Origin of the sequence: Specibacter sp. AOP5-B1-6 (genome assembly GCF_052376555.1) — a bacterium.
In the GTDB taxonomy this organism is placed as follows: domain Bacteria; phylum Actinomycetota; class Actinomycetes; order Actinomycetales; family Micrococcaceae; genus Specibacter.
This window is the reverse complement of the sequence record NZ_JBQSVT010000007.1, coordinates 1-21,442: the sequence shown is the minus strand read 5'-3', so window position 1 is coordinate 21,442 and position 21,442 is coordinate 1. Positions and strand designations below refer to the sequence as shown.

General features: G+C 65.5%; 24 protein-coding genes, 1 tRNA gene and 1 riboswitch. Of the genes, 9 read left to right on the top strand and 16 right to left on the bottom strand.

The window, feature by feature from the left end:
• Nucleotides 1-220 precede the first annotated feature (220 nt).
• A complete protein-coding gene (locus tag ACT3TS_RS04940; protein ID WP_444530381.1) occupies nt 221-790 on the top strand; it encodes a hypothetical protein in 570 nt (189 codons plus the stop codon).
• 4 nt (nt 791-794) lie between these two features.
• On the opposite strand, the gene ACT3TS_RS04935 is transcribed toward ACT3TS_RS04940, so the two are convergent.
• The 5 genes from ACT3TS_RS04935 to ACT3TS_RS04915 all read right to left on the bottom strand — a co-directional run bounded on the left by ACT3TS_RS04935 (nt 795) and on the right by ACT3TS_RS04915 (nt 5,599).
• Complete coding sequence (locus ACT3TS_RS04935) at nt 795-1,460, bottom strand: DUF4232 domain-containing protein (protein WP_444530380.1); 666 nt, start codon at nt 1,458-1,460, stop codon at nt 795-797.
• A gap of 165 nt (nt 1,461-1,625) precedes the next feature.
• Nucleotides 1,626-2,336, bottom strand: a complete 711-nt coding sequence (locus ACT3TS_RS04930) for a YcnI family copper-binding membrane protein (protein ID WP_444530379.1) — start codon at nt 2,334-2,336, stop codon at nt 1,626-1,628.
• Nucleotides 2,337-2,407: 71 nt separating this feature from the next.
• A complete protein-coding gene (locus ACT3TS_RS04925) occupies nt 2,408-3,085 on the bottom strand; it encodes a hypothetical protein (RefSeq protein ID WP_444530378.1) in 678 nt (225 codons plus the stop codon).
• A 28-nt stretch (nt 3,086-3,113) separates the two neighbouring features.
• Entirely contained in the window at nt 3,114-4,868 is a 1,755-nt protein-coding gene (locus ACT3TS_RS04920; RefSeq protein WP_444530377.1) for a sensor histidine kinase, read from the bottom strand.
• A complete protein-coding gene (locus tag ACT3TS_RS04915; protein ID WP_444530376.1) occupies nt 4,859-5,599 on the bottom strand; it encodes a response regulator transcription factor in 741 nt (246 codons plus the stop codon). Before ACT3TS_RS04915 ends, ACT3TS_RS04920 begins: the two co-directional genes overlap by 10 nt.
• Between ACT3TS_RS04915 and ACT3TS_RS04910 the strand changes: the two genes are divergently transcribed.
• Entirely contained in the window at nt 5,592-6,698 is a 1,107-nt protein-coding gene (locus ACT3TS_RS04910) for an excalibur calcium-binding domain-containing protein (RefSeq protein WP_444530375.1), read from the top strand. The two genes, ACT3TS_RS04915 and ACT3TS_RS04910, sit on opposite strands and share 8 nt — an antisense overlap.
• Before the next feature lie 237 nt (nt 6,699-6,935).
• Here ACT3TS_RS04910 and ACT3TS_RS04905 read toward each other — a convergent pair whose 3' ends face one another.
• Nucleotides 6,936-7,076, bottom strand: a complete 141-nt coding sequence (locus ACT3TS_RS04905) for a hypothetical protein (protein WP_444530374.1) — start codon at nt 7,074-7,076, stop codon at nt 6,936-6,938.
• A 270-nt stretch (nt 7,077-7,346) separates the two neighbouring features.
• A tRNA-Ser gene (locus tag ACT3TS_RS04900) sits at nt 7,347-7,436 on the bottom strand.
• An 81-nt stretch (nt 7,437-7,517) separates the two neighbouring features.
• Between ACT3TS_RS04900 and ACT3TS_RS04895 the strand changes: the two genes are divergently transcribed.
• Both ACT3TS_RS04895 and ACT3TS_RS04890 read left to right on the top strand, forming a co-directional pair.
• Entirely contained in the window at nt 7,518-8,702 is a 1,185-nt protein-coding gene (locus ACT3TS_RS04895; protein ID WP_444530373.1) for a DNA glycosylase AlkZ-like family protein, read from the top strand.
• Nucleotides 8,699-8,905, top strand: coding sequence for a hypothetical protein (locus tag ACT3TS_RS04890; RefSeq protein ID WP_444530372.1), 207 nt, complete (start codon nt 8,699-8,701; stop codon nt 8,903-8,905). The genes ACT3TS_RS04895 and ACT3TS_RS04890 overlap by 4 nt, the downstream gene beginning before the upstream one ends.
• An 82-nt stretch (nt 8,906-8,987) precedes the next feature.
• Here the strand turns inward: ACT3TS_RS04890 and ACT3TS_RS04885 are convergent, their stop codons facing one another.
• The gene (locus tag ACT3TS_RS04885; RefSeq protein ID WP_444530491.1) at nt 8,988-9,422 is read right to left on the bottom strand and encodes a nucleoside deaminase; all 435 of its coding nucleotides are present in this window, start codon (nt 9,420-9,422) and stop codon (nt 8,988-8,990) included.
• Between the two features lie 85 nt (nt 9,423-9,507).
• On the opposite strand from ACT3TS_RS04885, the gene upp reads away from it, so the two are divergent.
• A complete protein-coding gene (upp, locus tag ACT3TS_RS04880) occupies nt 9,508-10,146 on the top strand; it encodes a uracil phosphoribosyltransferase (protein ID WP_444530371.1) in 639 nt (212 codons plus the stop codon).
• A gap of 167 nt (nt 10,147-10,313) precedes the next feature.
• On the opposite strand, the gene ACT3TS_RS04875 is transcribed toward upp, so the two are convergent.
• The 3 genes from ACT3TS_RS04875 to ACT3TS_RS04865 are packed head-to-tail and all read right to left on the bottom strand — an operon-like array spanning nt 10,314 to nt 11,901.
• On the bottom strand, nt 10,314-10,655 hold the full coding sequence (locus ACT3TS_RS04875; protein WP_444530370.1) for an SUMF1/EgtB/PvdO family nonheme iron enzyme: 342 nt from the start codon (nt 10,653-10,655) through the stop codon (nt 10,314-10,316).
• Entirely contained in the window at nt 10,652-11,185 is a 534-nt protein-coding gene (locus ACT3TS_RS04870; RefSeq protein ID WP_444530369.1) for a formylglycine-generating enzyme family protein, read from the bottom strand. The genes ACT3TS_RS04875 and ACT3TS_RS04870 overlap by 4 nt, the downstream gene beginning before the upstream one ends.
• Nucleotides 11,143-11,901 (bottom strand): transglycosylase, encoded by a 759-nt coding sequence (locus ACT3TS_RS04865; RefSeq protein WP_444530368.1) that lies wholly within the window; start codon nt 11,899-11,901, stop codon nt 11,143-11,145. Before ACT3TS_RS04865 ends, ACT3TS_RS04870 begins: the two co-directional genes overlap by 43 nt.
• Before the next feature lie 3 nt (nt 11,902-11,904).
• Nucleotides 11,905-12,100: riboswitch (cyclic di-AMP (ydaO/yuaA leader) on the bottom strand.
• 211 nt (nt 12,101-12,311) lie between these two features.
• Here ACT3TS_RS04865 and ACT3TS_RS04860 point away from each other — a divergent pair.
• From ACT3TS_RS04860 to ACT3TS_RS04845, 4 genes are all read left to right on the top strand, one after another.
• Nucleotides 12,312-12,866, top strand: a complete 555-nt coding sequence (locus tag ACT3TS_RS04860; protein ID WP_444530367.1) for a MarR family winged helix-turn-helix transcriptional regulator — start codon at nt 12,312-12,314, stop codon at nt 12,864-12,866.
• Nucleotides 12,867-14,141 (top strand): MFS transporter, encoded by a 1,275-nt coding sequence (locus ACT3TS_RS04855; RefSeq protein ID WP_444530366.1) that lies wholly within the window; start codon nt 12,867-12,869, stop codon nt 14,139-14,141.
• 677 nt (nt 14,142-14,818) lie between these two features.
• Nucleotides 14,819-15,655, top strand: a complete 837-nt coding sequence (locus ACT3TS_RS04850) for a winged helix-turn-helix domain-containing protein (protein ID WP_444530365.1) — start codon at nt 14,819-14,821, stop codon at nt 15,653-15,655.
• A gap of 100 nt (nt 15,656-15,755) precedes the next feature.
• Nucleotides 15,756-16,277: a SixA phosphatase family protein gene (locus ACT3TS_RS04845; protein WP_444530364.1), complete on the top strand. Its 522-nt coding sequence runs from the start codon at nt 15,756-15,758 to the stop codon at nt 16,275-16,277.
• 19 nt (nt 16,278-16,296) lie between these two features.
• Here ACT3TS_RS04845 and ACT3TS_RS04840 read toward each other — a convergent pair whose 3' ends face one another.
• The 5 genes from ACT3TS_RS04840 to ACT3TS_RS04820 form a co-directional block, all read right to left on the bottom strand.
• Nucleotides 16,297-18,333 carry a YhgE/Pip family protein gene (locus tag ACT3TS_RS04840; RefSeq protein ID WP_444530363.1) on the bottom strand — a complete coding sequence of 679 codons (2,037 nt, stop codon included), beginning with the start codon at nt 18,331-18,333 and terminating at the stop codon, nt 16,297-16,299.
• Nucleotides 18,330-19,313, bottom strand: a complete 984-nt coding sequence (locus tag ACT3TS_RS04835; protein ID WP_444530362.1) for an ABC transporter ATP-binding protein — start codon at nt 19,311-19,313, stop codon at nt 18,330-18,332. Before ACT3TS_RS04835 ends, ACT3TS_RS04840 begins: the two co-directional genes overlap by 4 nt.
• Before the next feature lie 160 nt (nt 19,314-19,473).
• The gene (locus ACT3TS_RS04830; protein WP_444530361.1) at nt 19,474-19,692 is read right to left on the bottom strand and encodes a hypothetical protein; all 219 of its coding nucleotides are present in this window, start codon (nt 19,690-19,692) and stop codon (nt 19,474-19,476) included.
• 80 nt (nt 19,693-19,772) lie between these two features.
• Nucleotides 19,773-20,459 (bottom strand): N-acetylmannosamine-6-phosphate 2-epimerase, encoded by a 687-nt coding sequence (locus tag ACT3TS_RS04825; protein ID WP_444530360.1) that lies wholly within the window; start codon nt 20,457-20,459, stop codon nt 19,773-19,775.
• A gap of 26 nt (nt 20,460-20,485) precedes the next feature.
• The gene (locus tag ACT3TS_RS04820; protein ID WP_444530359.1) at nt 20,486-21,418 is read right to left on the bottom strand and encodes an ROK family protein; all 933 of its coding nucleotides are present in this window, start codon (nt 21,416-21,418) and stop codon (nt 20,486-20,488) included.
• Between the last annotated feature and the right edge of the window lie 24 nt (nt 21,419-21,442).

Genomic DNA, 21,442 nt, shown 5'->3' with positions numbered 1-21,442 from the left:
CTGACATTGTGGGACTGGCGGGTCCCTCGGGGTGCCGGTGGGATGGCTGGTGTGCCAGCGGGGCGACTCGACCGGCGTCACACCGCCGCCGGTGCTTGGGTGTCAGTGCCAAGCGGTAATCTTAGTGTTGGAGCGGCAAGGGTTGCCGGCGCCGGTCCGACACAAATGGTGTGCCCGGCCGGTTCTCCCGCCATATGGGATCGTTTGGGGGCTGGGCACGGTGCAAACACGGCACATTGGGAACAATTGGATTCCCCTGCTGGGCCTGTCATTGCTGTTTCTGGCTGCCGGTGCCGTCAGCATGATGACGGCTCGCGGCAATGGCGCCGATGCTCGCTTCTTCCTGGTGGGGTCACTGCTGGTCGGCGGAATGAGTGCCGCCTGGCTGTGGCGGCGCCCTTCGTGGTGGCTGGCGCCGCGGAACCACTATTTCTACCTTGCCGGTGGCACCGCCTTGGGCATGGTCCTGGCGGCCCTCCTCCCGTTCTTGAACGGTGCGGGCCCCTGGCTGGTCCTGGGTGCGGCGCTCATTGTGTACGGCACGTTTGAACGGCTGCGGCTGCTTGTGACGGTGGGCGCGGCCGTCGCGTTTACGGGTCTCTTGACGGCAATCGTCCACGCCGACGTCTGGGGCGGGGCCATGCATCTGCTGACGGCGGCGGTGTTGGCCTTTGCCGCCAACAAGCTGCACGTGTTGCGTCACGGCCGGCGCCGGGAATCCCAGGACAGCGATCCCGGGTTCATCGGCTCCTTCGAGGAATTCGACCCCGATGAGGCGCTGCGGCCGTAACCGGCTACGGCTGGAAGGCGCCAATTGTCAGCAGCTTGATGTCGGCGTTGCCGCATGCTGTCAACGGGTGCGGGATCTCCAGGCTGTCGGTTGCGCTGGGCGGATACACCAGGACCGAGTCCGCCTGCTCATGCTGGCAACCCTGGTAATTGTCGGCCTGCGTGTAGTTGAGCACCGCGGTCGAGCTTTGCCCCGGGGCCAGGGCGATGGGGCCGGTGGAGGGTGCGTTTGGATCGCGGTCCGCCGGAGCCCCAATCGGGTCGATCGTGCCGGCGGCAACCATGGAAACTCCCGGGTAGCCGTCCAGGATGCACTCGGTGTCGGAGCTGTTGGTCACCACGAGTTTCATGTAGATGTGCCCCGCTGCGCCGCCGCCTGAGTCATCCAGGGCACCCGCGAGCGAAGCCGCTGTGCAAAGGGCCGGGTCCGGGGTTGCCGTTGCACTGGGCGCGGGGCTTTCCGTGGGCGCTTCTCCGGTTGTACCCGCAGGTTCGCTGGGACTGGCGCTTGGACTCGCAGACGAGGTGCTGGCCGGGGGCGCCGACTCCTGCCCCGTGGAACCCTGAGGCCCGCACGCAGCAAGCGACGCCCCCAGACCGACGACGGCCGCCAGTGCAAACATCTTGCCAAGGTGGGGTCGTCCGGCCGGGGTCCGCTGCGCAATAGTCATAACCCCACTTTTGCGCTCCCGGATTCCCGAGTCAACCTCCCCCGCCGCCGCACCCCCGCCCGGCTCTGCCCCTCCGCCGGGATCTGTGTGCCAGTTGTTGGCCTGGAAAGCGCTTTCTTTTGGCTTTTTCGTCCAACAACTGCCACACAGACCAAGGAGGGAGGGTTACGACTTGCGGGAGGTGCGCAGGAACGCCAAGCCGCCCATGACCAGCCCGGCCAGCCCCGCACCGAGGCCCAGCCAGGCAGGCCAAGTGGTGCCGCCGTCGTCCGTCGGCGATGAATTCGACGCCGCGTCAGCAGAAGCGGAGGCGTGGGCGCCGTGGGCGTCACCTGCCAGCGCAGGCGTGACGGTCAGTTCCGGGGCCGGGGCGTCCACGGAATCATGGTCGGCGCCCGCGGCGGGGATTTCCTTCCAGTCAGTCTGGCCGGTCTCGCACTTTTGCAGGGTGGGGAAGTGCAGGGTGGTGCCGGCGGCGTCGGGGAGCTGCAGGGACAGGGTGAACGTGTCGCGCTCGTGGTCGGCCAGCGGGGTCTTCGCCGTGTAGGTGATGGACGCGGTGCGCTCGCTGACCTTGCTGCCGTTGGCCAGCGTGACGGGCGTGTCCAGCTTCTCCACCGACTTGCTGATGGTCCAGTTCGGGTTGACGGTGGGGGTGGCGTCGGTGAGCTCGTCCGGCAGCGTGATGGTCAGCGCCGTGGTGGACGATCCGTCGCAGCCGTGGCCCACCGCGAACGTGACCAGCGAGTACGCGCCGGCGGCCGTTTCGGTGGGGGTGGCCGAGACGTGGGCGGACGCCGCGCCGAGGCCCAGCATCATCAGCCCGGCGGTGGTGCCGAGGGCTGCGGTGGTCTTGAGGGTACGGGAAAAACGCATGGTGAAACCTTTCGAACGCGCCAAGGCGCAGGGGTACAGGGGTGGGCACCCTGCGACGAGTTCGAAGGGTGCTAGGCGAAAATTGCGCTCGGGGCCGGCGGGCCGCGGCGCGTGTCGGGCGGCAGATTGCGCCACGGCAGGCGGGGCAGGGGACGCGGAATGACGCTGGGCCGTGCGGCTTTCACCGGCAGCACAAGGATGACGGCGGCACACCGGTAGAGCGGGCGCAGCCAGTTCGCGAGGGACCAGAGGGCGTGCTCGCCGTAGGCCAGCAGGCCGGCGGCGGCCAGGGTTGCGGCCGCGTGGGCTGCCCACATCCAGCCGGACATGGCCCCTGCATGGCCGAGGTGCCCATTGCCGAGATGGGCGAGGCCCGGTGTGGCCAGTGACGTTGCCTGGGCCAGCATGGCGGAGGCGTGTGCCTCGGCGGACATTGACTGGTGGCTCATGGCTTCCGCTGCGGCCGATCCCGTTCCGGGCGCGGCCGCGATCCGGGCGCCGTGGGACAGTGTTTCAAAGCATTGGTGCAGGACAATTTGGCTGCTGGCCAGCAGGGCGGCCATGGCCGGGGGTGTCAGGCGGAATCTGGTGGCAACGCTCGAACACAGCGTGTGCAGTGCAAGGATTGCTGCCATGATGAAGGGCGCCGGCAGGGTGCCACCGGCCAGAAGGTGCGCACCGGCAGCCAGTCCGAGGACGGTGGCGCCCACCAAAGTGGTTCGGAGCAGCCTGAAGGGGGAGTGCTGCACACTGCTCCCTTCGACTAAGCCAATGTTCCTAGCTTATCGAGGAAAAGCCGTCATTCGCATCCGGGTGTGCGCCTGTGCGTGGGGCCGGGCGCGTACCCGAGTGCGTGGCTGTGGCAGCGGGTGCGGGTTTGGGTGTGCTTGTGCTCGGCGGTGGAGGCGGCGGCTGTGCCGTCCCGGGCGTTGGCGCCTCAGGCTGTGCCGTCCCGCCAGCGGCCCGCGGCCGGGCCGCAACGGGCAGCTGCACACTGAAGGTGGTTTTGCCCGGTGAGCTGGCAACTTTCACTGTGCCGTGGTGCGCCTGCAGAATTCCCTGCACGATGCTCAGGCCCAATCCGGTGCTGCCGGTGGTGCCGGTGCGGGCCTGGTCTGCGCGTGAGAACCTGTCAAAGATGATGTCCTGGAAGGCCGGGGCGATGCCGGGGCCGTCGTCGCTGACCTCCAGCAGGCAGCTGCCATCCGGTGCCAGGGACAGGTCTGCATGGACGCTTGTCCCCGCCGGCGTGTGCTTGGCGGCGTTGCCCAGCAGGTTCAGCAGCACCTGGCGCAGTGCCGTGTCCTCGCCCACGACCTCCACCGGCTCGTCGGGCACGGAAAAGCTCCACTGATGGTCGGGTGTGGCCACCTGAACGTCGCGCACAGCCTCCATGACAAGCGGGCTCATGTTCACGGGGGTCGGGGCGCCCATGGTTTTCCCGGCCGTCCCCGTCCCGTTGGCCAACTGCTGTGCCTCGTCCAGGCGGGCAAGCGTCAGCAGGTCCTCCACCAGCCGGCTCATCCGCACCGACTGGTCCTGCACCCGGCCCAGGGCTGTCTGGCCGTCGGTGCTCAGCGGTTCCGTCATGGAGAGCAGCTCGGCGTAGCCGCGGATCGCCGTCAGGGGGGTGCGGAGCTCATGACTGGCGTCGGCAACAAAACGGCGCAGCTTGGTTTCGCTGCGCTGCCTGGCCTCCAACGCGTGGGACACATTGTCCAGCATGGCGTTGAAGGCGTTCCCCACGTTGCCGACTTCGGTGCCCGGGTGGGCCGCGGTGTCCGGGACCCGGGCGCTCAGGGCGACCTCTCCGGCGTCGAGCCTTAGCGTTGAAACCTTGGTGGCAGTGTCCGAAAGCTGTCCGAGCGGGCGCATGTTCCGGCGGATGATGACGGTGCCGGCCCAGCCCAGCGCCATGAGCCCGGCCAGCGAAACAAGCACGATGGAGAGCACCAGGGTGGACAGGGTTTGGTCGGTGGCGGCCAGCGGGAGGCCCGTAATGAGGATGTCGCCGCTCGGGACTGCCTGAGCCTGGAGCCGGTATTTGCCGATGGACAGGGTCCGGCTGCTGAGATCGCCGTTGGTTGAGAGTCCGGCGAGAATGTCGGCGTCGGCGGTTGTCAGCTGTTGGCGCGTGCCGGAGCTGGACAGGATGCCTGCATAATGCACGACGCCGTTGCTCAGGACGGCGCTGACCTGGCCGGCGCTGGTGGCACGGGCATTGAGGGGGTCGGGCAGGGGGCCGCTGCCGCTGGAGTCGGGGCTGGTGTAAAAGGCGGTGGTGCGCAGGGCTGCCTGCTGCAGCGAGGCGTCGAGCTGGCTGTTTACCGTCATGCTCAGGGCGGTGTAGCTGACCATGCCCACGAGGATGCAAATGACGGTGAGCAGGGCCAGCATGACGGCGACCAGGCGGGTGCTCAGGTGCCAGGTGCCCGGGTGCAGGAGTGCTTTGGCGCCGTGCCTGGCCTTGGCGTTCTTGTGTGCCGGGCTGGGTGCCTGGGCAGTAGTGGTCTCCGGGCGGCTCAAGGACATGGCTTGATCACATAACCGGAGCCCCTGACCGTGTGGATCATGGCTTCCTGGTCGACGTCGATCTTCTTGCGGAGGTAGGAAATGTAGAGCTCAACGATGTTGCTTTGGCCGCCAAAGTCGTAGTTCCAGACGCGGTCCAGGATGCGCGACTTACTCAGGACGTGGCGCGGGTTTTCCATCAGGAACTTCAACAGCTCAAATTCGGTGGTGGTCAGGGAGATGTCCACGCCTGCGCGCTGCACCGCTTTGGTGTCCTTGTTAAGGGTCAGGTCGCCCACAGTCAGGAGCGCGAATTGCGGAGCCGTGATGCCCGAGCGCTGTACGATCCTGTGCAGCCGGAGCAGGACTTCCTTCATGCTGAACGGTTTGCTGACATAGTCGTCGCCGCCGGCCTGCAGGCCGGCCACCTTGTCGGTGGCGGCATCTTTTGCGGTCAGAAAGAGGGCGGGCACTTCCGGGTAGATGGTGCGGATCCGTTGCAGCAGTTCGACGCCGTCCATGCCGGGCATCATGACGTCAAGGACCAGGACGTCGGGGATGAACTCGCGGGCGATCTTCAACGCCGAAAAACCGTCGAGGGCAGTTTTCACTTCCCAGCCCGTTATCTCCAAGCCGCGGCGCATCAGGTCGGCCAGCTCGGGTTCGTCGTCGACCACCAGGGCGCGAATGGGTTCGCCGTCCGCCCGGGTGAGCTTGGGGAGGGCTGACGCTGCTGGGGTTGGAATGGACATGTCCTCATTCTCTGGCATCCGCCACGGTAGGGGCTGGGTGGTTGCTGGGAGTTTTCTGTGTTCTAGAATGACGTCAAGCCTATCTGGCGGCTTTTTTCGATCATCATTTGACCACCTGTTGAGGAACAACATGACTAAGAACTTTTCTGCAGGGACCAGCAAGGCCATTTGGCGCCCGACAGTATCATTTTGGATTACCGCGGCCGTTTGGCTCCTGTTCCTGATAATTGCTGTGCCGACCGGTGGGTTTGGCAGCTGGATGGTTGTGTTTGCCTTGTTCTTGATCCTCACCGCACTGTATGCGCTTCTTTTTGGTCGCCGATCGTGGATTGGCTTGCCGCACCGCAAGGGTGCTGGTGCCGCTGTTGGCGCTGGTGTGATTGCCTTGATTGCTGGTTCGATCGTGGTAACGGCAAGTGGTCCGATGCCCAGTACGGTGATGCCGCTCGCGGAAGTCAAGGTGGCATCGACGACTAGTGCTTCGCCGTCGTCCAACGCATCGGCCAGCGCAACTCCGAGCTCAACCCCCAGCCGCGTTCCGAAATCTCTGCTGCTTGAAGAGTGTTTCGACGATGGGGCAACCGTCACCGAACAGGCGGCAGGCTATGTCTGCACCCTTGACGACACAGGTGTGCTGGTGTGGATGTTGGAGAAGGACTCCAAAGCCCTGGTTTCAGATCGGGCCGAGGCAAAGCGAGTTGCGGAAGTCAAAGTGATCGCTGAAAAGATGGCGGCCGAGAAAACAGTGACAGACGAAGCTGTCCGTGTGGCGGCCGAGCAGGCAACTGCGGAAGAGGCCGCCCGTGTGGTTGCAGAGCAAGCTGTAGCCGAGAAAGCAGCTGCAGATGAAAATGTCCGTGTGGCGGCCGAGCAGGCAGCTGCAGAAGAGACCGCCCGTGTGGTTGCCGAACAGGCGGCTGCAGACGAAGCCGCCCGTGTGGCGGCCGAAGAGGCGGCTCAGCAGCCGGCGCCAGCAGCCGCATACTATCCGAACTGTACAGCGGCCAAGGCAGCCGGAGCGGCGCCCATCTACCAGGGCCAGCCCGGCTACCGATCGGCACTGGATAGAGACAACGACGGTATTGCCTGCGATAAGTAGAATTAGAACTGTTTCAGGTGACTCACTTGGTCACATCAGAACCACTGCTTCCCGGTATGTCCGGGACGCAGTGGTTCTGTGCGGCGGCAAGGGCTGTCGTCGGTCATCGCCGTGACTCGGTGCAGTAGCTCGGCCAACTCCGGTTCGTCGTCGACAAAGCGGACCGCCGGTCCATGGGGTGAAACACAAAAACGCCCATCGAAAACTCCGATGGGCGTTTTGCAAGTCGGCGTATTTTTACAGACCAAACCAGATCAGCAGGGCGAAGCAGATGATGCCGCCGCCCACTGTCCAAATACCGATCAGGTTGCTGGCCAGGCCGCCACGATCTTCTTCCTGCACAGGTGCTGAAGTCTTGTCATTAGTCTGGGTACCCAATGGTTTCCTTTGTTCATCGGCACTGAAATTCGGGCCGGGATGGTCGCTGCTCGGCTGCCACGCTGGTGCGGTGCGCAACGGAAAAAGTTCGCCGACGACATCGGCGCATGCCTTAGCTTACCAATTGCGGCCACTGTGACCACGTCCCGGGCACCCTCCATCGGGTCAACCTCGCGGAATTTGACGGTGGCGCTAACGAAGGCTGCACCATAAATGCACCACGGTACCCCTTGAAATGAAGAAAACCCCCGGTAAACCGGGGGTTTTCATTGGCGGTGACGGTGGGATTTGAACCCACGTCAGGCTCTCACCTGAACAACATTTCGAGTGTTGCACCTTCGGCCGCTCGGACACGTCACCAACGCGTCAACCTTACCGGCTCAAAGCGCTACAACAAAAATGGCCACCCGCACTCACCCCGGCATGGTGCAAGATGGGCACATGGACAGTGCAACGCGGCGTGCCTGGAGCTGGCACAAACAAGGTTTGGACGGCTCACTCGCGGGCAGCAATGCCGCGGCGGTTCTCACGTCGGCAGGGTGGGCGAGGTCCGTCGGCGGCGCCAACCCCTACCTGACGCTCTTCGCCCGCGCGGGCATCCGACGGGCGGAAGTCGACGCCGAGGCTGCGGCCCTGCGCATTCATGAACTGCCGACGGCGCGTGGCTGCACCTACGTGCTGGGCGAGCGCGACTTTGCCTGGGCGCTGTCGCTTGGCCAAGGCGCAGCAGAGTCGGCGGCAAAGGTCCTGGACAAGCTCGGCGTCGAACGCGGGGAAGTCGAGGCCTTGGCGGAAAAGACCCTGCAGGTCCTGCAAAATGCCGGCACGAACCAGGCCCTGGACCCGAAACAGCTCAAGGTACAGCTGGGGGATGCGGTGCGCAGCCTGGGTGAGGAAGGCAGGAAGAAGGGCGCCTCCACCACGCTGCCCACCGTGCTCGGCCTCCTGCAGGCCGACGGCCGCATCCGCCGGGTGCCCGTCAATGGCAGACTCGACGTGCAGCGCTACGCCTACACGGCCTGGGGCCTGCCGCCGGCTGTGGAATCTCCGGAGCAGGCACGGGCCAGGCTGATGGAAAACTACCTGCGCTGGACGGGCGGAGCCACGCTCAAGCAGACCCAGTGGTTCACCGCCTTCACTGTGGCGCAGGCAAAGGCCGCGCTCGCAGCCGCCGGCGCCGTGGAGGCCCACGAACTGTGGATGCTGCCGGCGGATGCCGACGCCGCGGCAGATTTCAAGGCCCCGAAGGGCGAGCAAATCCAGCTGCTGTCCGGCTCCGACTCGCTGTTCCTGCTCCGCCGCAATTCAGCCGACCACTTCGCCGAAGAGGATCGTGGCCGCCCCTTCGCCACCGAAAAGCTGGCGCTTACGGCCGATTTGCCTGACCACCCCATCGTCGACCGCGGACGGATCATCGGCCTGTGGCAGTACGAACCCGGCGCCGAACGCATCGCCCACTGGCTCTTCGATGCGTCCACCATCGCTGTTCGCCGGCGAATCGCTGAGGTTGAGGCGTTCATCCGCGAGGACCTCGGCGATTTCCGCTCCTTCAGTCTGGATTCGCCCGCCAGCAGGCAGAAGCGGATCGACGCCCTCAACACCGCGGCGGCGGCCGGCCGGCCATGAGGAGATTGACAGCAGGCGGGTTCAGCGCCGCGGTGAACGTCCCGGCTGGGGCGGTGGCGGGCGAGGGGATGGTGTCCGCCTACCCGTACAACCTCGACTGGTGCGACGACACCGGACGGAACAATCGCGTTGGCGCCGACGCCGCTGACTTCGAGCGCGCGTCGTGTGTGCTGCCAACGCAGCCGCTCCGCATCGAGCCCTGAACGCCCGGCTGGCGAGTTCCCCGGCTGGCGAGCGCCGGGCCGCGGGGTTCCAGTCCGCTGACCTCCCAGCAGTGGCGGCCGCTTACTGGCGGTGCCCGCCGAAAAAGTCCTTGAGCAGCGCCGCACACTCGTCCTCGCGCACGCCGGGAAACACCTCGACCCAGTGATTGAGCCGGCGTTCGCGCAACACGTCAAATACGGATCCGGCAGCGCCCGCCTTTTCATCCCACGCCCCAAACACGACGCGCGGCACCCTCGCCAGCACAATCGCCCCGGCGCACATGGCGCACGGCTCAAGCGTGACAACCAGGGTGCAGCCTGAAAGCCGCCACGACCCCAATTTCGCCGCGGCTTCGCGGATCGCCACCATCTCGGCGTGCGCGGTCGGGTCCCCGTGCGCCTCGCGTTCGTTGCGTCCCAAACCCAGGACTCCGCCGTCGGGCCCAAGCACGACGGCGCCAATGGGCACATCCGCCGTCGTCAGGGCGCGCTGTGCTTCAGTAAGCGCGAGACCCATCCAGCGGGCATGCAAATCCGTGGTGGTTGTCTCGATTGGGTGAAAATTCGATGTGTTGGGCACGGCTCAATGGTAGCTTTTATTCATGCGCGTATTCGTTGCGGATCATCCGCTTATAGCCCACAAGTTGACCGTTCTGCGGGACAAGAACACTCCGTCACCCGTTTTCCGTCAGCTCACCGAGGAATTGGTGACCCTGTTGGCCTACGAGGCAACGCGCGAAGTTCGTGTTGAGCCCGTCAGCATTGAGACGCCGGTAACCACCACCGTGGGCACCGGCCTTGCCAAGCCGACACCGCTGGTGGTGCCGATCCTGCGCGCCGGGCTGGGCATGCTCGAAGGCATGACCCGCGTGCTGCCCACAGCCGAAGTCGGCTTCCTTGGCATGGCCCGGAACGAGGAAACCCTCGAGGCCATCACCTACGCCGAGCGTCTGCCCGATGACCTGACCGGCCGTCAGGTGTACGTGCTTGACCCGATGCTGGCCACCGGCGCGACCTTGATCGAGGCATTCAAGTTCCTCTTTGACCGCGGCGCCGCCGACGTCACCTGCATCTGCCTGCTCGCAGCCCCTGAGGGACTGGCCAAGTTGGAAGCCGCCCACGGCGGACGCGACAACGTGCACGTGGTCCTTGCTTCAATTGACGAAGGCCTCGACGAAAACTCGTACATTGTTCCCGGCCTGGGCGACGCCGGAGACCGCCTCTACGGCATCGTGGACTAACAACGCCTTCTGTTTGTCCCAATCTGAGTAAAACTCAAGCTGGGTGTGCCGCATGACACTGTTATGCGGCACACCCGCCACGAGTTCAGCGCAGATTGGAACAAGGTCCGCCGGCTGAGCCCGTTTTCAGCTGCTGAGGCAGCTGCGGAAGCGGCTTCAAGTGTGGGCTACAGGCCGCGCAGGGGTGTCCAGCCCATGGGCAGCGGGCCCTTGATGTCGGCCCGTTGCCGGTCAGCCGCAGCCGACCAGCCTTGGGCTGCAGCCGAACGGCCTGCGGCCGGCGCCCCTGCGGCCGAGCAGCCCTGAGCAGCGTCAGGCACTCCGACAACCCCACGGGCCACCCTGAATCCCACATCTTCGAGTACGGCATCGGGTGCACTGCCCCGGCGCACGGACGCGCGGGCGCTCCACTGCCGATCGTCCCAGCCGGCGCCGCGCAAACTTCTGTAGTCCCCGTAGCGGGCGGTATCCGCGTAATTCCAGCACCACTCCCAGACGTTGCCAATCATGTCGAACAAGCCATGGCTGTTGGGGGTCTTGAGGGCAACATCCTGGGCCCGTCGACGGCATCGAACGCCGTCCAGGCAATCTCCGCCAGGGGCCCGTACGTCGGCGAAGAGCTTCCTGCCCTGGCCGCCCACTCCCACTCGGCCTCGGTGGGCAGGCGGTAGCCATCGGCGTTGACGTCCCAGGCAACCTCCCGGCCGCTGAGCGCGTAGGCAGGGGTGCAGCCCGCCAGCTGCGAAGCGGCATTGCACCACCGGACAGCGTCAAACCAGGTGAGGGGATGCATGGGGACGCGGGAAAGCATGGGCGGGGTCCCGGCGTCGTCCATCACCGCGTGCCAGTTGGCCCGGGTGATTTGGGTGCGTGCCAAGTGGAAGGGCAGCAGCTCGACGTCGCGGGCCGTGCCGGTGCGGGCGTCGGGCATGGTGAGGGTGCCGCCCAGAATGGGCAGCAGGACAGGCGCTGCCTGCGACGCCTCAGCCGCCAGTTTTAGTACCAGCCCACTGAGTTTGAGTGTCCCCAGGCGCCGCACGGTGAGCCATAGCGTTGCTGGATGTAGCCCATGCCCCAGCGGATCTGCGTCTCGTAGTTGGTGCTCCAGTCGCTGCCGGTGGCTTCCATTTTGCTTGCGGGAAGCGACTGGGCGATGCCATAGGCGCCGCTGGAGGCGTTTTCGGCCGAGGTGAGCCACTCGGATTCGCGCTGCCACAGCTGGGTGAGGCAGCTCATCTGGTCCGCGCCCCAGCCGAAGGAGCTCAGCTGGCCGGCGGCATAGGCCTGGGCGGCGGCAGGATTGTCGCCGGAGGGAGCTGCCTTCGAAGCTGCAGCAGTCGTGGTGGCATCGGCCTTGACGTCGTTCGATTCGGCCTTGAGGGCTGCGTCCGCCGGCTTTGTGCTCGACGTGATGCTGGGGCCGGAAAAGCTGATCGGCGCGTCAAGCGGGGCCGACACTGCCGGTGCTGTGGTGCTGGCGGCAGAAACGAGGCTGCCCGGGTTTGCGCCGGCGGCCTGCTGTGTTCCCACCTGCTGGGCGACGGCACCGCCGGCCACGAGTGCGCCAAGGACCGCCACTGCGGCCATGCACTTGGCCGTGGTGGTGACGGCGGAGACTGCACCGGACGGACCGGCGGCCCGGGTCCGGGCGCGTGCTCCCGCAGGTGATCCCGTGCGGGTGGACGCAAGCCCAAAAATCGATGGACGGCGCTCTGGTTCGGCGCGGCGACGGCCGCGCTGCGGTGCAGCAGACATGAGTGGGCCTCTCTACGCCTGCGAGGTGAGCTGTCGGGAACGGACTAGAGAATCCGGCCGCACAGATCCCGGCAGCAAAATCACTGCTGCCTTCACTGCGCCGGCTTAACCCCAAGGGCTTCCATGTAGGAAGGGCCCATAAAGATTGGGTCCCCCGTCTCTGCCATGGTCAATGGATGGAAATGGGCGGCGGCAGAGCTCGGCGAACCGTCCATCGATGCCGGGAACCAAGGACGGTTCTGTGGGCACTTTAGACAGAGTAACGGAAACGAGACCCCATGTCACATTTTGGTAACAACCTTTGTAGTGCCGTGACCGACGAGTCACCTCCGGCCATTTACTTAGCAATGCTAACGATCTAGGATTGGAAGCTGAGCACACAAAACATTTTCTGAGGCAGCTGAGCACCCATGGCCGAACATTCACCGGCAAAAACTTCCACGCAACGCACGACGTCGTCCCCCGGCTCAGCTGCCGATGCCCCTGTTGCGCCGGGGCCGGGCGCCGGGCCGCCTCCGGGTGGCAGCGCGGGGCGCAAGGCAGCGAAGGGGATTGGTGCCGGGCCGCTGGCGGCGGAGCTGCGGGTGGCTGTCATGCGCACCTCGCGAAGGCTGCGCGCGGAAGCCGCCACCGGGGAGATCAGCCCCGGGCAGTATTCGGTCCTTGCCGCCATCATGGGCGGTCCACAGACGGTGGGCCAGCTCGCCGCCCGTGAGCAGATCCAGGCCCCGTCCATGACCCGGATCGTCAATGCCCTGGCGGAGGCCGCATTTGTCAGTCGAGAGGAAAACCCGCAGGACAAACGCCAGGTGCTGGTGCAGATCTCCGAGTCCGGGGCCGCCACCCTGCTGCGTGCCCGGTCCAAGCGGACGGCGTGGCTGGCGCAGAGGGTGTCGGCCCTGACCCCGCAGGAACGCGCCACCCTCCACGAGGCGGCACTGATTCTGCAGGAGATGAGCGCATAGATGAGTTCAATGTTCCGGGCGCTCAAGGTTTTCAACTACCGGCTCTGGGTAACGGGGGCCCTTGTTTCCAACATCGGCACGTGGATGCAGCGTGTGGCCCAGGACTGGCTGGTGCTGACCGTCCTGACCAACAACTCGGGCACCGCCGCAGGCATCACCACGGGACTGCAGTTCCTGCCGATCATTTTCCTGGGCCCCTATGCCGGGCTGCTGGGTGACAGGGTCAACAAGCGCAAGCTCCTCCTTGTCACGCAGACCGGCATGGGAATTTGTGCTTTCCTGCTGGGCATCCTCGTCGTTACGGGGACAGTGGAGCTGTGGCATGTGTATGTGCTGGCACTCCTGCTGGGAGTGGCCAGCGCCTTTGACGCCCCGTCGCGGCAGGCGTTTGTCTCCGAAGTCGTCGCCAAGGAGGACGTGCCCAACGCCGTCGCCCTTAACAGCGCCTCCTTCAACCTGGCCCGCCTTGCCGGCCCGGGCGTGGCAGGTCTTGTCATTGCCCTGGTGGGAACCGGTCCGGCCTTCCTGATCAACGGGGCCAGCTTCGTGGCCGTGATCTTTTCCCTGTGGCGGATGCGCCCCCACGAGCTGGCTCCTGCTGTGCGTGTCCCCCGGGCCAAGGGGCAGATACGCGAGGGCCTGCGCTACATCCGCCAGCGCCCGGACCTGATGATGATCATGGTGCTGGTCTTTATTGTGGGCACTTTCGGGATGAACTTCCAGATCACCAATGCGCTGATGGCCACCACGGTTTTCAATCTGGGGCCGGGGGAGTACGGGCTGCTTGGCTCGGTGATGGCGATCGGCACGCTGGCGGCGGCCCTGCTGGCCGCGCGCCGCAAGACGATGCGCATGCTTTATATTGTGGGCGGCGCCCTGGCGTTCGGCGTGACTGTGGGCGTGGCAGCCTTTATGCCGAGCTTTGTCCTGTACGCCATTGCGCTCGTGCCCGTGGGGCTGGCGTCGCTGACGTTCATGAACGCATGCAACACCACGGTGCAACTGACCACGGACTCGGCCATGCGGGGGCGGGTGCTGGCTGTCTACATGGTGGTCCTGCAGGGCGGGACGCCCATTGGCGCGCCGCTGGTGGGCTGGATTGCCACCGAATTTGGTGCCCGCTGGTCGCTCGGCATGGCCGCGGTGGTTGCCGTGCTCGCCGGTCTGGCCGCCCTGGTCATGATGAACAGGCGCAACAACGTCAGGCTGCGGGACCAGATCAGGGCCGTGCGCCCGTTCGCGATGGTGCCGGGGCTGCGTCGCTCGGCCGGTTAGCTCTGCCGGCGTCGCCCGGCCGGTTAGCCGGTGGCGGCCAGGTGCCGGCCAGGTGCTGCCGGCCGCCCCGGATGGGCGCCGGCAGGTAAACATTTGTTTACTTAGCGGCAAATTATGAAAGAAAGCTGAGTGTCGCTGAGAGCTTGCCGACACCGCGCCAACCGGACATCACGCGCGCATGAACTTATTCATCCAGAATCCATATTTGGGCGAATTTATTAATCCAGAAATCAAAATTGAGCTCGGGATATTTGATAATGGCACGATTTGAGGGGCGAAATGACAGTAAAAAATTAGTGTCAGTTTAGTCACAATGCGGGGCAAGATCTCATATGCTGGACATTTCCGGCCTATGTTACTTGCTAGTTTGGTTTGTTACGTAGGACACTGGCTAATGTGAACACCCACTCAGTGAATTCTGCAGCCGCAGCAACTGTCCGTCTCGGATCGACCGGACGGTTCATGCGTGGTTGTCGAATGCAGGCCTAAATCACAACCCTGGATGCCACGCAATGTCGACAGAACATGTCCAGGCACAACGTGGCGAACACCAGACTTGGCCCATGGGCCGGCCCTCAGTGCAGCGCATCAACGTACGGGGCAGCAAAGGTTTTGGATCCTCAAAACCAATGGAAGCATTCGCGCCGTTGAGTACGGCCATACAGCTAGGTAGTTCAATGTCAGTAGCATCCGGTTACGTCCACATCTCCGTTAGAAATGCCGCCAAGGGCCGCAGTGCAGGGCCGGTGCCGCCGCCCCGCCCGGCCGCTCTCGAGCACCCCGGCTATGTCAACAGCTACCGGTCCGAGACCGGCACAGCCGCCGCCCGCCTGCGCGCGGTTCCCCGCAATGAAAGCAACCCCATGACCGAGCCCACCCCCGTCATTGCCGGGGGCGACAAGCTGCACGGCGTGAGCCCCGACAACGTTGCCCGGGGCTTTGTCCTCTATGTGGGTGTTGACGAGGACACCGCTGCCGCCGCCGGCACGTCCCTGGCCAAGCTCGCCCAGGACATCCGTGCCTACGCCCAAACCCTTGTCCCGCAGGCCCAGAGTTACGCGGCTGTGGCGATTGCGCCGTCGGACGTTGTTGGCAGTGCGTTGGACGTTGTCCGCTCCACGTTCGGCGACCCGACGGTGGCCACCCGCCAGCGCCAGGAAGCAATCCGCATTCCCGCCGTTGAGCAGCGTCCTTCGGGCGTGCTGATCGACCTTGCCCGCCGCGAAGTCCACCTGGACGGCGACACCTTGAACCTCACGTTCAAGGAATTTGAGTTGCTGAACTACCTGGTGGAAAACGGCACCCGCACCGTGGGCCGCGACGAGCTTCTCGAGGGCCTGTGGTCCAACGCCGACGAGATCCCCAACGAGCGCACCATCGACGTGCACATCCGCCGCCTGCGCTCCAAGCTGGGCCGCCTGGCCAACACGGTCCGCACCGTCCGCGGCGAGGGCTACCGCTTCTACGAGCACCCCGAAGTGGTTGTCTGGGCCGCCCCGGAATACTCCATCTGATTTCCCTTCCGGATCTTTTCCGGACGGTTCGACGGCGGATCGCTCACCTCAGGTGGGCGATCCGCCGTCGTACCTCTTTAAACGTCACTAAACTGTGGGGATGAGCGAACACCACATTAAACGGCTGATCCTGATGCGCCACGCAAAAGCGGCCTTCCCCCTTGGCGTGGAAGACCACGACAGGCCGCTGGCCCAGCGGGGCCACCACGAAGCGCCGCTGGCCGGCAAGTGGCTGGTGGAAAATGACGTGCTGCCCGACTTTATTTTGTGTTCCTCGGCGCTGCGGACCAGGCAGAGCTGCACATGGGTGTGCCAGCAGCTTGGCGATAAGGCGCCCACCCCCAAACTGGAGTCCGGGCTGTACGCCGCCGGGGCGGCCTCGATGCTCTCGGTCATCAACCACGTCCCGGAAACCGTCGGCACCCTCATGGTGATCAGCCACATGCCCGGCATCCAGTCGCTGTCGCTGCGGCTGGCCTCCAGGGAGTCGGACCAGGACGCGTACATGGACCTGGCCTCAGGGTTCCCCACCAGTGCCTTTGCGGCTTTTGAGCACGACGGCGACTGGGCCACCCTCGACGGTCAGGATGCCCGGCTGAAGCATTTCGTGGTGCCGCGCTAAATTTCCCGGCTGCCGGAAATCAGGCCTCGATCTCCGGCATCAACGTCTTCAGCGTCCACGTCTTCTTCTTGGTCACGGCGGCCCAGGCAAACAGCAGCCCCAGGACCATGTAGCCCAGCAGGCCAAGCACAATGGGCACCAGCGGAGCCAGGTCCGCCCCGTAAATCAAGTGCCGCATGCCCTCCACCACATGCCCCATCGGCAGGACCTGGTGCATGATGTGCAACGGCTCGGGCGTGGTCTCCCACGGGAAGGTGCCGCCCGAGGAAACGAGCTGGAGCACCAGCAGGATCAACACCACGAATTTGCCCGGCGTGCCCAGCAGCGCGCATATTCCCTGGATCAGCGCCGTGAACGCCAGCGACGCCAACAACAGCAGTCCCAGGGTCAGCCATGGATGGCTCGGTTCAAGCCCCAGCCCAAACTTTACGACGGCGTACAGCAGCAGGGCCTGTGCCGTTGCGACGGCGGCAAACGGCAACCAGCCGCCCAGCGCGATTTTCCACGACGGCGCGTTGGAGGCCAGCGCCCGCACCGTCAGCGGCCGCATGACCTGGATCAGCATGAACGCGCCAATCCACAACGCCAGGACCAGGAAGAACGGCGCCAGCCCGGACCCATAGTTGGCGGCCTGGGCCTGCGAGACCGAGTCCACGCGGATGGGATCGGCAATGACGCCCGCAGCGTTTTGCTTGTCCTTGTCGTTGGGGTCGGGCACCTGGCCGGCACCCTTGTGCAACTCCGTGGACAGCTCGGCGGCGCCGTCAGAGAGCTTACCGGAACCGTCCTTCAGGTCCCCGGCGCCGGTGTCGAGCTGCTTCGCCCCGGCGGCCAGCTGGTTTGCACCGTCAAGGGCCGTGTCCTGCCCCTCGGCAAGTGTTGCGGCACCTGTGGACAGCTCCCCGGCCCCTGCATGGGCCTGCGCGATGCCGGCTGTGAGGGCGGGGGTGGCTTCGGCCAGCTTTGCAGCCCCTTCGGACACCGCGGCTGAGCCGTCCGCCAGCTTTTGGATATCGGCGGCGTCGGTCGCGAGTTGATCCTTCAAGCCGGTGATGGTGGAACTGGTGGCGGCCGTGGACAGCGATGTGCGAATCTTGTCCGCCTGCGCCTTGGTGAGGATCCCGTCGCTGACGAGCTGGTCCAGTTTCTCACCGATGGCCGCCGTGGACGCGTCGTCGATCTTCTCCGCCGTGCCGATGGCCCCCTGGACCTTGGTGTTCAAGGTGGCGTTGCCCTCAGCCACGGCAGCGGCGCCGTCGGCCAGTTGCTGCGTGCTATCCGGCAGGGTGGCCGTTTGAGTCTCCAACTGGCCAAGGCCCTGCTCCAGGGTGGCGGCACCGGCCTGCAACTGCTTGGTGCCCGTCACGAGTTGCACCTGCCCGGCAGCCAGCGCATCGGCACCCGTCACCAAATCGGTGGTGCCGGTCTTCAACGTTGCCACCCCGCCATCCAGGGTGGCGGCGCCATCCGCCAACTGTTTCGCGCCGTCGGCCGCTTTCACCAGCTGCGCATGGATGGTGCCGTAGCCGGTCAGCAGCGAGTTGGCCGTTTGCTCGCCGACCTGCTGGGCCACAGACTCGTGCACCTGCGTGGCAACCTTGTCCACGATGGAGGTCAGCAGATAGTTGTTGGCGTCATTGGTGGTCACGCTCATCATCGCCTGCGTGGCTGAATCAAAGTTCTCCGGCGACGCCAGATTGGCCGAGAAGTCCTTCGGGATGGTCAGTGCAAAGGCAAACTCGCCGCTCTTGACGCCCGCGTTGGCTTGCTCCGGCGTGGCAACGAGCTGCCAGTCGAACTTGTGGCCCTCAACCAGGTTGGCGGCCACATCCTTGCCAACGTGCAATTCCTTGCCGTCCTTGGTGGCGGCGCCCTCGTCCTGGACCACGACTGCGGCTTTGAGCTGGTCGAGGTTGCCGTACGGATCCCAGTTGGCGTAGAGATACACGGCGCCGTACAGCAGCGGCACCATGACCATGGCCACGATCGTAAGTTTCGGCAGGATCCCGCCGGTCATGCGCTTGAGCTCGGACAGCGCCAATCGGAAGACTGTCATCGGGATTCCTCTTCCTGCTCTGGGTGTTCGTGGCGGGGGTGTTCCTGGCCGGCCGGGGCCTTGTGGGGACTGGGCGTCGGGCCGGCTGGGTCCGGGGTCGGGCCAGGGTCGGGAGTGGGCTCGATGCCGGGCCCGGACTCGGCGGTGGTGTCACTGTCCCCAACGTCGACGGTGGGGGCGGCGGCCGCGTCTGCGTCTGCCAACTCTGCCGGGCGGTTGCTGCCGTGTGCGGCGGCCGGCTGCCGGTCGCCGTCGGACTTCATTTCCGCATCAGCGCCGGACGGTTTGGCAGCCTCAGTAGCGCCTGCGACCGCATGGTCCGCCTCCGCATTGCCGGCGACCGCGGATGGCCCGTCCCAATCATCAGGAAGGCGCCCCACCACGCCAACGACCATGAGCGGACGGGACGAAGCGTCGGTACGGGCATCGGGGCCAAGGCCAATCCTGCCGGCGGCCGTTTGCTCCAGCAGCGGCAGCCATGCGGAGACGTCGGCCGTGTGCCGGTCGGGGGAGTCCACGACGACAAGATCGACGTCGCGGTTGGCCAGGGCCAGCTCAAGCTGCAGATGCAGGAGCCTTGCCGGTTCGAGCTCCTCCACCCATTTCTCCAAAATGTCGCGGAACCCGTGCTTGACCAGCCACTCCGTGGGTCGCGTGCGGTCCCGGAACTTCAACGGCACCAGGGCCAGGTCCTCCGAGGTCAGGGACCTGACGGACAGGTGGTGTTCGGGAGCGTTGACATCCGGGGCGTCCACGATCGCGCTCCGCCGGCGCAGCGAGGACATGGCGTCGTCGTGGCCCAGCGTCACGCTTCCCGTGGTTGGCTTCATGCGGCCGGTCAACGCCAGGGCCAGTGCGGTGCGCCGCTCCTGCCCGTCGGCTTGGATCAGCAGGACCTGCGCGCGTTGCGCCTCCACCGTCGTGGCCGGCAGGAGGGTGTGCCGCCTGCCGTCGATGTGCAGCTGGTTCGTGGTGAGCATGCGGGGCGCTCCTTCGACAGTGGTGTGGGCTGGACAAAAATATCAGCGCCGGCAGGTCAGTGCAAAAAATGTGGGGCATCTTTCACCTGCCACTGTTCCATAAACATCGGCCGCAGGGCGGCTGCGGGCCGCTGTGCCGCCCTGTGCGTCTCCCGGGTGCTCAATCCACGCCGAAGTGCGCCGAACCGGCGGGGCGGGGCCGCTCCGTCAGTTCCAAACTGCAGCTGATGCTGTTTTTGGCTGCTGAAACAGCATCAGCTGCAGTTTCGATCCGGGGCGCGCCGGATGCCGGGCGCCGCGGCTGAACCATCTGCCAGTTGGTGAAGGCAAAACGACGCGAGAGTGCAGGAAATGCCGCTTCCACGCGTGAAAGCGGCATTTCCTGCACTCTCGCGGGGCGTGAGGGGCGCAACGTGCACCCTCGCGGGGGCGCAACATGGGTCCCCGTGGCAGGCGGTTTTAGTCGCTCAATGCCGCCTTGAACCAGCCGGTGATGGTTGAGGGGTGAGTAATGGCGGTGCCCACCACGACGGCGAACGCGCCGGCGTCCAGGGCGGCGCGGGCCTGTGCGGGGGAGTGGATGCGGCCCTCCGCGATGAGCGGTTTGCCCAGGTTGGCGGCAGCGATCTGCGCAATGAGTTCAAGGTCGGGGCCGTCGGTCTTGGGGCGTTCGTCCGTGTAGCCGGCCAAGGTGGTGCCGATCAGGTCGGCTCCCGCTTCAACAGCGGCAACGGCGTCGTCGAAGGACCCGCAATCGGCCATCACCAGGGAATTGGAGTTGGCGTGCACCTCGGAAATGGTCTCGGCCAGGGTCAGCCCGTCAGGTCGGGGCCGGCGGGTGCCGTCGATCGCCACAATGTGCGCCCCGGCGCTGGCACAGGCCAGGGCGTGGCGCAGCGTGGGGGTGATGAAGACGCCGTCGTGGCCGTCCTTCCACAGCCCGATGACGGGAACCTCAACCGCTGCGCGGGCAAACTGGATGTCGGCAATGCCCTGCACCCGGATTGCTGCGGCACCGCCGGTAACGGCCGACGCCGCCACCTGGGCCATGGTGCGCGGGTCCCGCATGGGTTCACCGGGGTACGCCTGGGCGGACACCACAAGCTCCCCGGCAAGCGCATCAAGGTTGGTCAATTTCAGCGTCACTGTGACTCCTAGAAAAATAGAACTAATTATTGGGTGAGAACCAAAGAGGCTGCGCCGACAATGGCCGCTGTGCTGCCAAGCTTTGCCCTGACCACCTGCACGGCCGCGAGCGGGGCGAGCAGCTCGGCCCGCATGGCCGTCTCCATGCCCGACCACCACAGCTCGCCGGCATCGGCAAGCCCACCCGAGACTACAACAATCGCAGGGTCAAGAATGTTGATCAAGCCACCGACGGCCTGTCCTGCCGCGGCGGCTGCCCTGGCAATGACAGCCAGGGCCAGTGTGTCACCGCAGCGTGCCGATTCAAACACAGCCTTGGTGTCCGGCAGGGCGGCGCTTCCGCCTTCCCGCAGATACGCGGCGTGGATGGCGGGGCCGGAGGAAATCGCCTCGACATGGCCTGCATGACCGCAGGAACACGGCAGCGGCGTGCCCTGGTAAACCGCGAACGGCGAAGCGAAATGGCCCACATGCCCGCCAACGAAGTGGTGGCCCAGCAGCGGCCTGCCGTTGACGACGAAGCTGCCGCCAACACCCGTGCCAAAGGCCACCATCAGCGCGGTTGGCGCTCCGGCGCCAGCACCGTGCCAGGCCTCGCCGAGGGCGTGGGCATGGACGTCATTGACGACGGCGGACGGCAGTCCCAGCCTTGCGGTCAGTCCCTCCGTGATGGCGGTTCCGGTCCAGCCAAGGATGGCGTCGGTGGCGGAAATCACGGTTCCTTCGGCGGCATTGATGACACCGGCCGAGCCGACACCCACGGCCTCAACTGTGGCGCCAAGCGTTGCGGCGCGGGCAATGAGGGAGCGCACCATGGCTGCCGTGGCATCCAGGATGGCCTCGCCGCCGTCACGGTTCAGGGTGGGAATTTGCTCGGTGAGCAACACCGAGCCGTCCTCTGCCACGACTCCGGCTGCCGTCTTGGTTCCGCCAAGGTCAACGCCTACTACGTACCGCATGAAGAATCCTTTGAAGTGCTAAAG

What these genes read in the sequence shown, in the direction of transcription:
- ACT3TS_RS04935 (WP_444530380.1), bottom strand. Translation starts at nt 1,460, where the DNA reads ATGACTATTGCGCAGCGGACCCCGGCCGGACGACCCCACCTTGGCAAG.
- ACT3TS_RS04930 (WP_444530379.1), bottom strand. Translation starts at nt 2,336, where the DNA reads ATGCGTTTTTCCCGTACCCTCAAGACCACCGCAGCCCTCGGCACCACC.
- ACT3TS_RS04920 (WP_444530377.1), bottom strand. Translation starts at nt 4,868, where the DNA reads ATGTCCTTGAGCCGCCCGGAGACCACTACTGCCCAGGCACCCAGCCCG.
- ACT3TS_RS04910 (WP_444530375.1), top strand. Translation starts at nt 5,592, where the DNA reads ATGGACATGTCCTCATTCTCTGGCATCCGCCACGGTAGGGGCTGGGTG.
- ACT3TS_RS04915 (WP_444530376.1), bottom strand. Translation starts at nt 5,599, where the DNA reads ATGTCCATTCCAACCCCAGCAGCGTCAGCCCTCCCCAAGCTCACCCGG.
- ACT3TS_RS04895 (WP_444530373.1), top strand. Translation starts at nt 7,518, where the DNA reads ATGGACAGTGCAACGCGGCGTGCCTGGAGCTGGCACAAACAAGGTTTG.
- ACT3TS_RS04890 (WP_444530372.1), top strand. Translation starts at nt 8,699, where the DNA reads ATGAGGAGATTGACAGCAGGCGGGTTCAGCGCCGCGGTGAACGTCCCG.
- ACT3TS_RS04885 (WP_444530491.1), bottom strand. Translation starts at nt 9,422, where the DNA reads ATGGGTCTCGCGCTTACTGAAGCACAGCGCGCCCTGACGACGGCGGAT.
- upp (WP_444530371.1), top strand. Translation starts at nt 9,508, where the DNA reads ATGCGCGTATTCGTTGCGGATCATCCGCTTATAGCCCACAAGTTGACC.
- ACT3TS_RS04875 (WP_444530370.1), bottom strand. Translation starts at nt 10,655, where the DNA reads ATGATTGGCAACGTCTGGGAGTGGTGCTGGAATTACGCGGATACCGCC.
- ACT3TS_RS04865 (WP_444530368.1), bottom strand. Translation starts at nt 11,901, where the DNA reads ATGTCTGCTGCACCGCAGCGCGGCCGTCGCCGCGCCGAACCAGAGCGC.
- ACT3TS_RS04860 (WP_444530367.1), top strand. Translation starts at nt 12,312, where the DNA reads ATGGCCGAACATTCACCGGCAAAAACTTCCACGCAACGCACGACGTCG.
- ACT3TS_RS04855 (WP_444530366.1), top strand. Translation starts at nt 12,867, where the DNA reads ATGAGTTCAATGTTCCGGGCGCTCAAGGTTTTCAACTACCGGCTCTGG.
- ACT3TS_RS04850 (WP_444530365.1), top strand. Translation starts at nt 14,819, where the DNA reads ATGTCAGTAGCATCCGGTTACGTCCACATCTCCGTTAGAAATGCCGCC.
- ACT3TS_RS04845 (WP_444530364.1), top strand. Translation starts at nt 15,756, where the DNA reads ATGAGCGAACACCACATTAAACGGCTGATCCTGATGCGCCACGCAAAA.
- ACT3TS_RS04840 (WP_444530363.1), bottom strand. Translation starts at nt 18,333, where the DNA reads ATGACAGTCTTCCGATTGGCGCTGTCCGAGCTCAAGCGCATGACCGGC.
- ACT3TS_RS04835 (WP_444530362.1), bottom strand. Translation starts at nt 19,313, where the DNA reads ATGCTCACCACGAACCAGCTGCACATCGACGGCAGGCGGCACACCCTC.
- ACT3TS_RS04830 (WP_444530361.1), bottom strand. Translation starts at nt 19,692, where the DNA reads ATGCCGCTTTCACGCGTGGAAGCGGCATTTCCTGCACTCTCGCGTCGT.
- ACT3TS_RS04820 (WP_444530359.1), bottom strand. Translation starts at nt 21,418, where the DNA reads ATGCGGTACGTAGTAGGCGTTGACCTTGGCGGAACCAAGACGGCAGCC.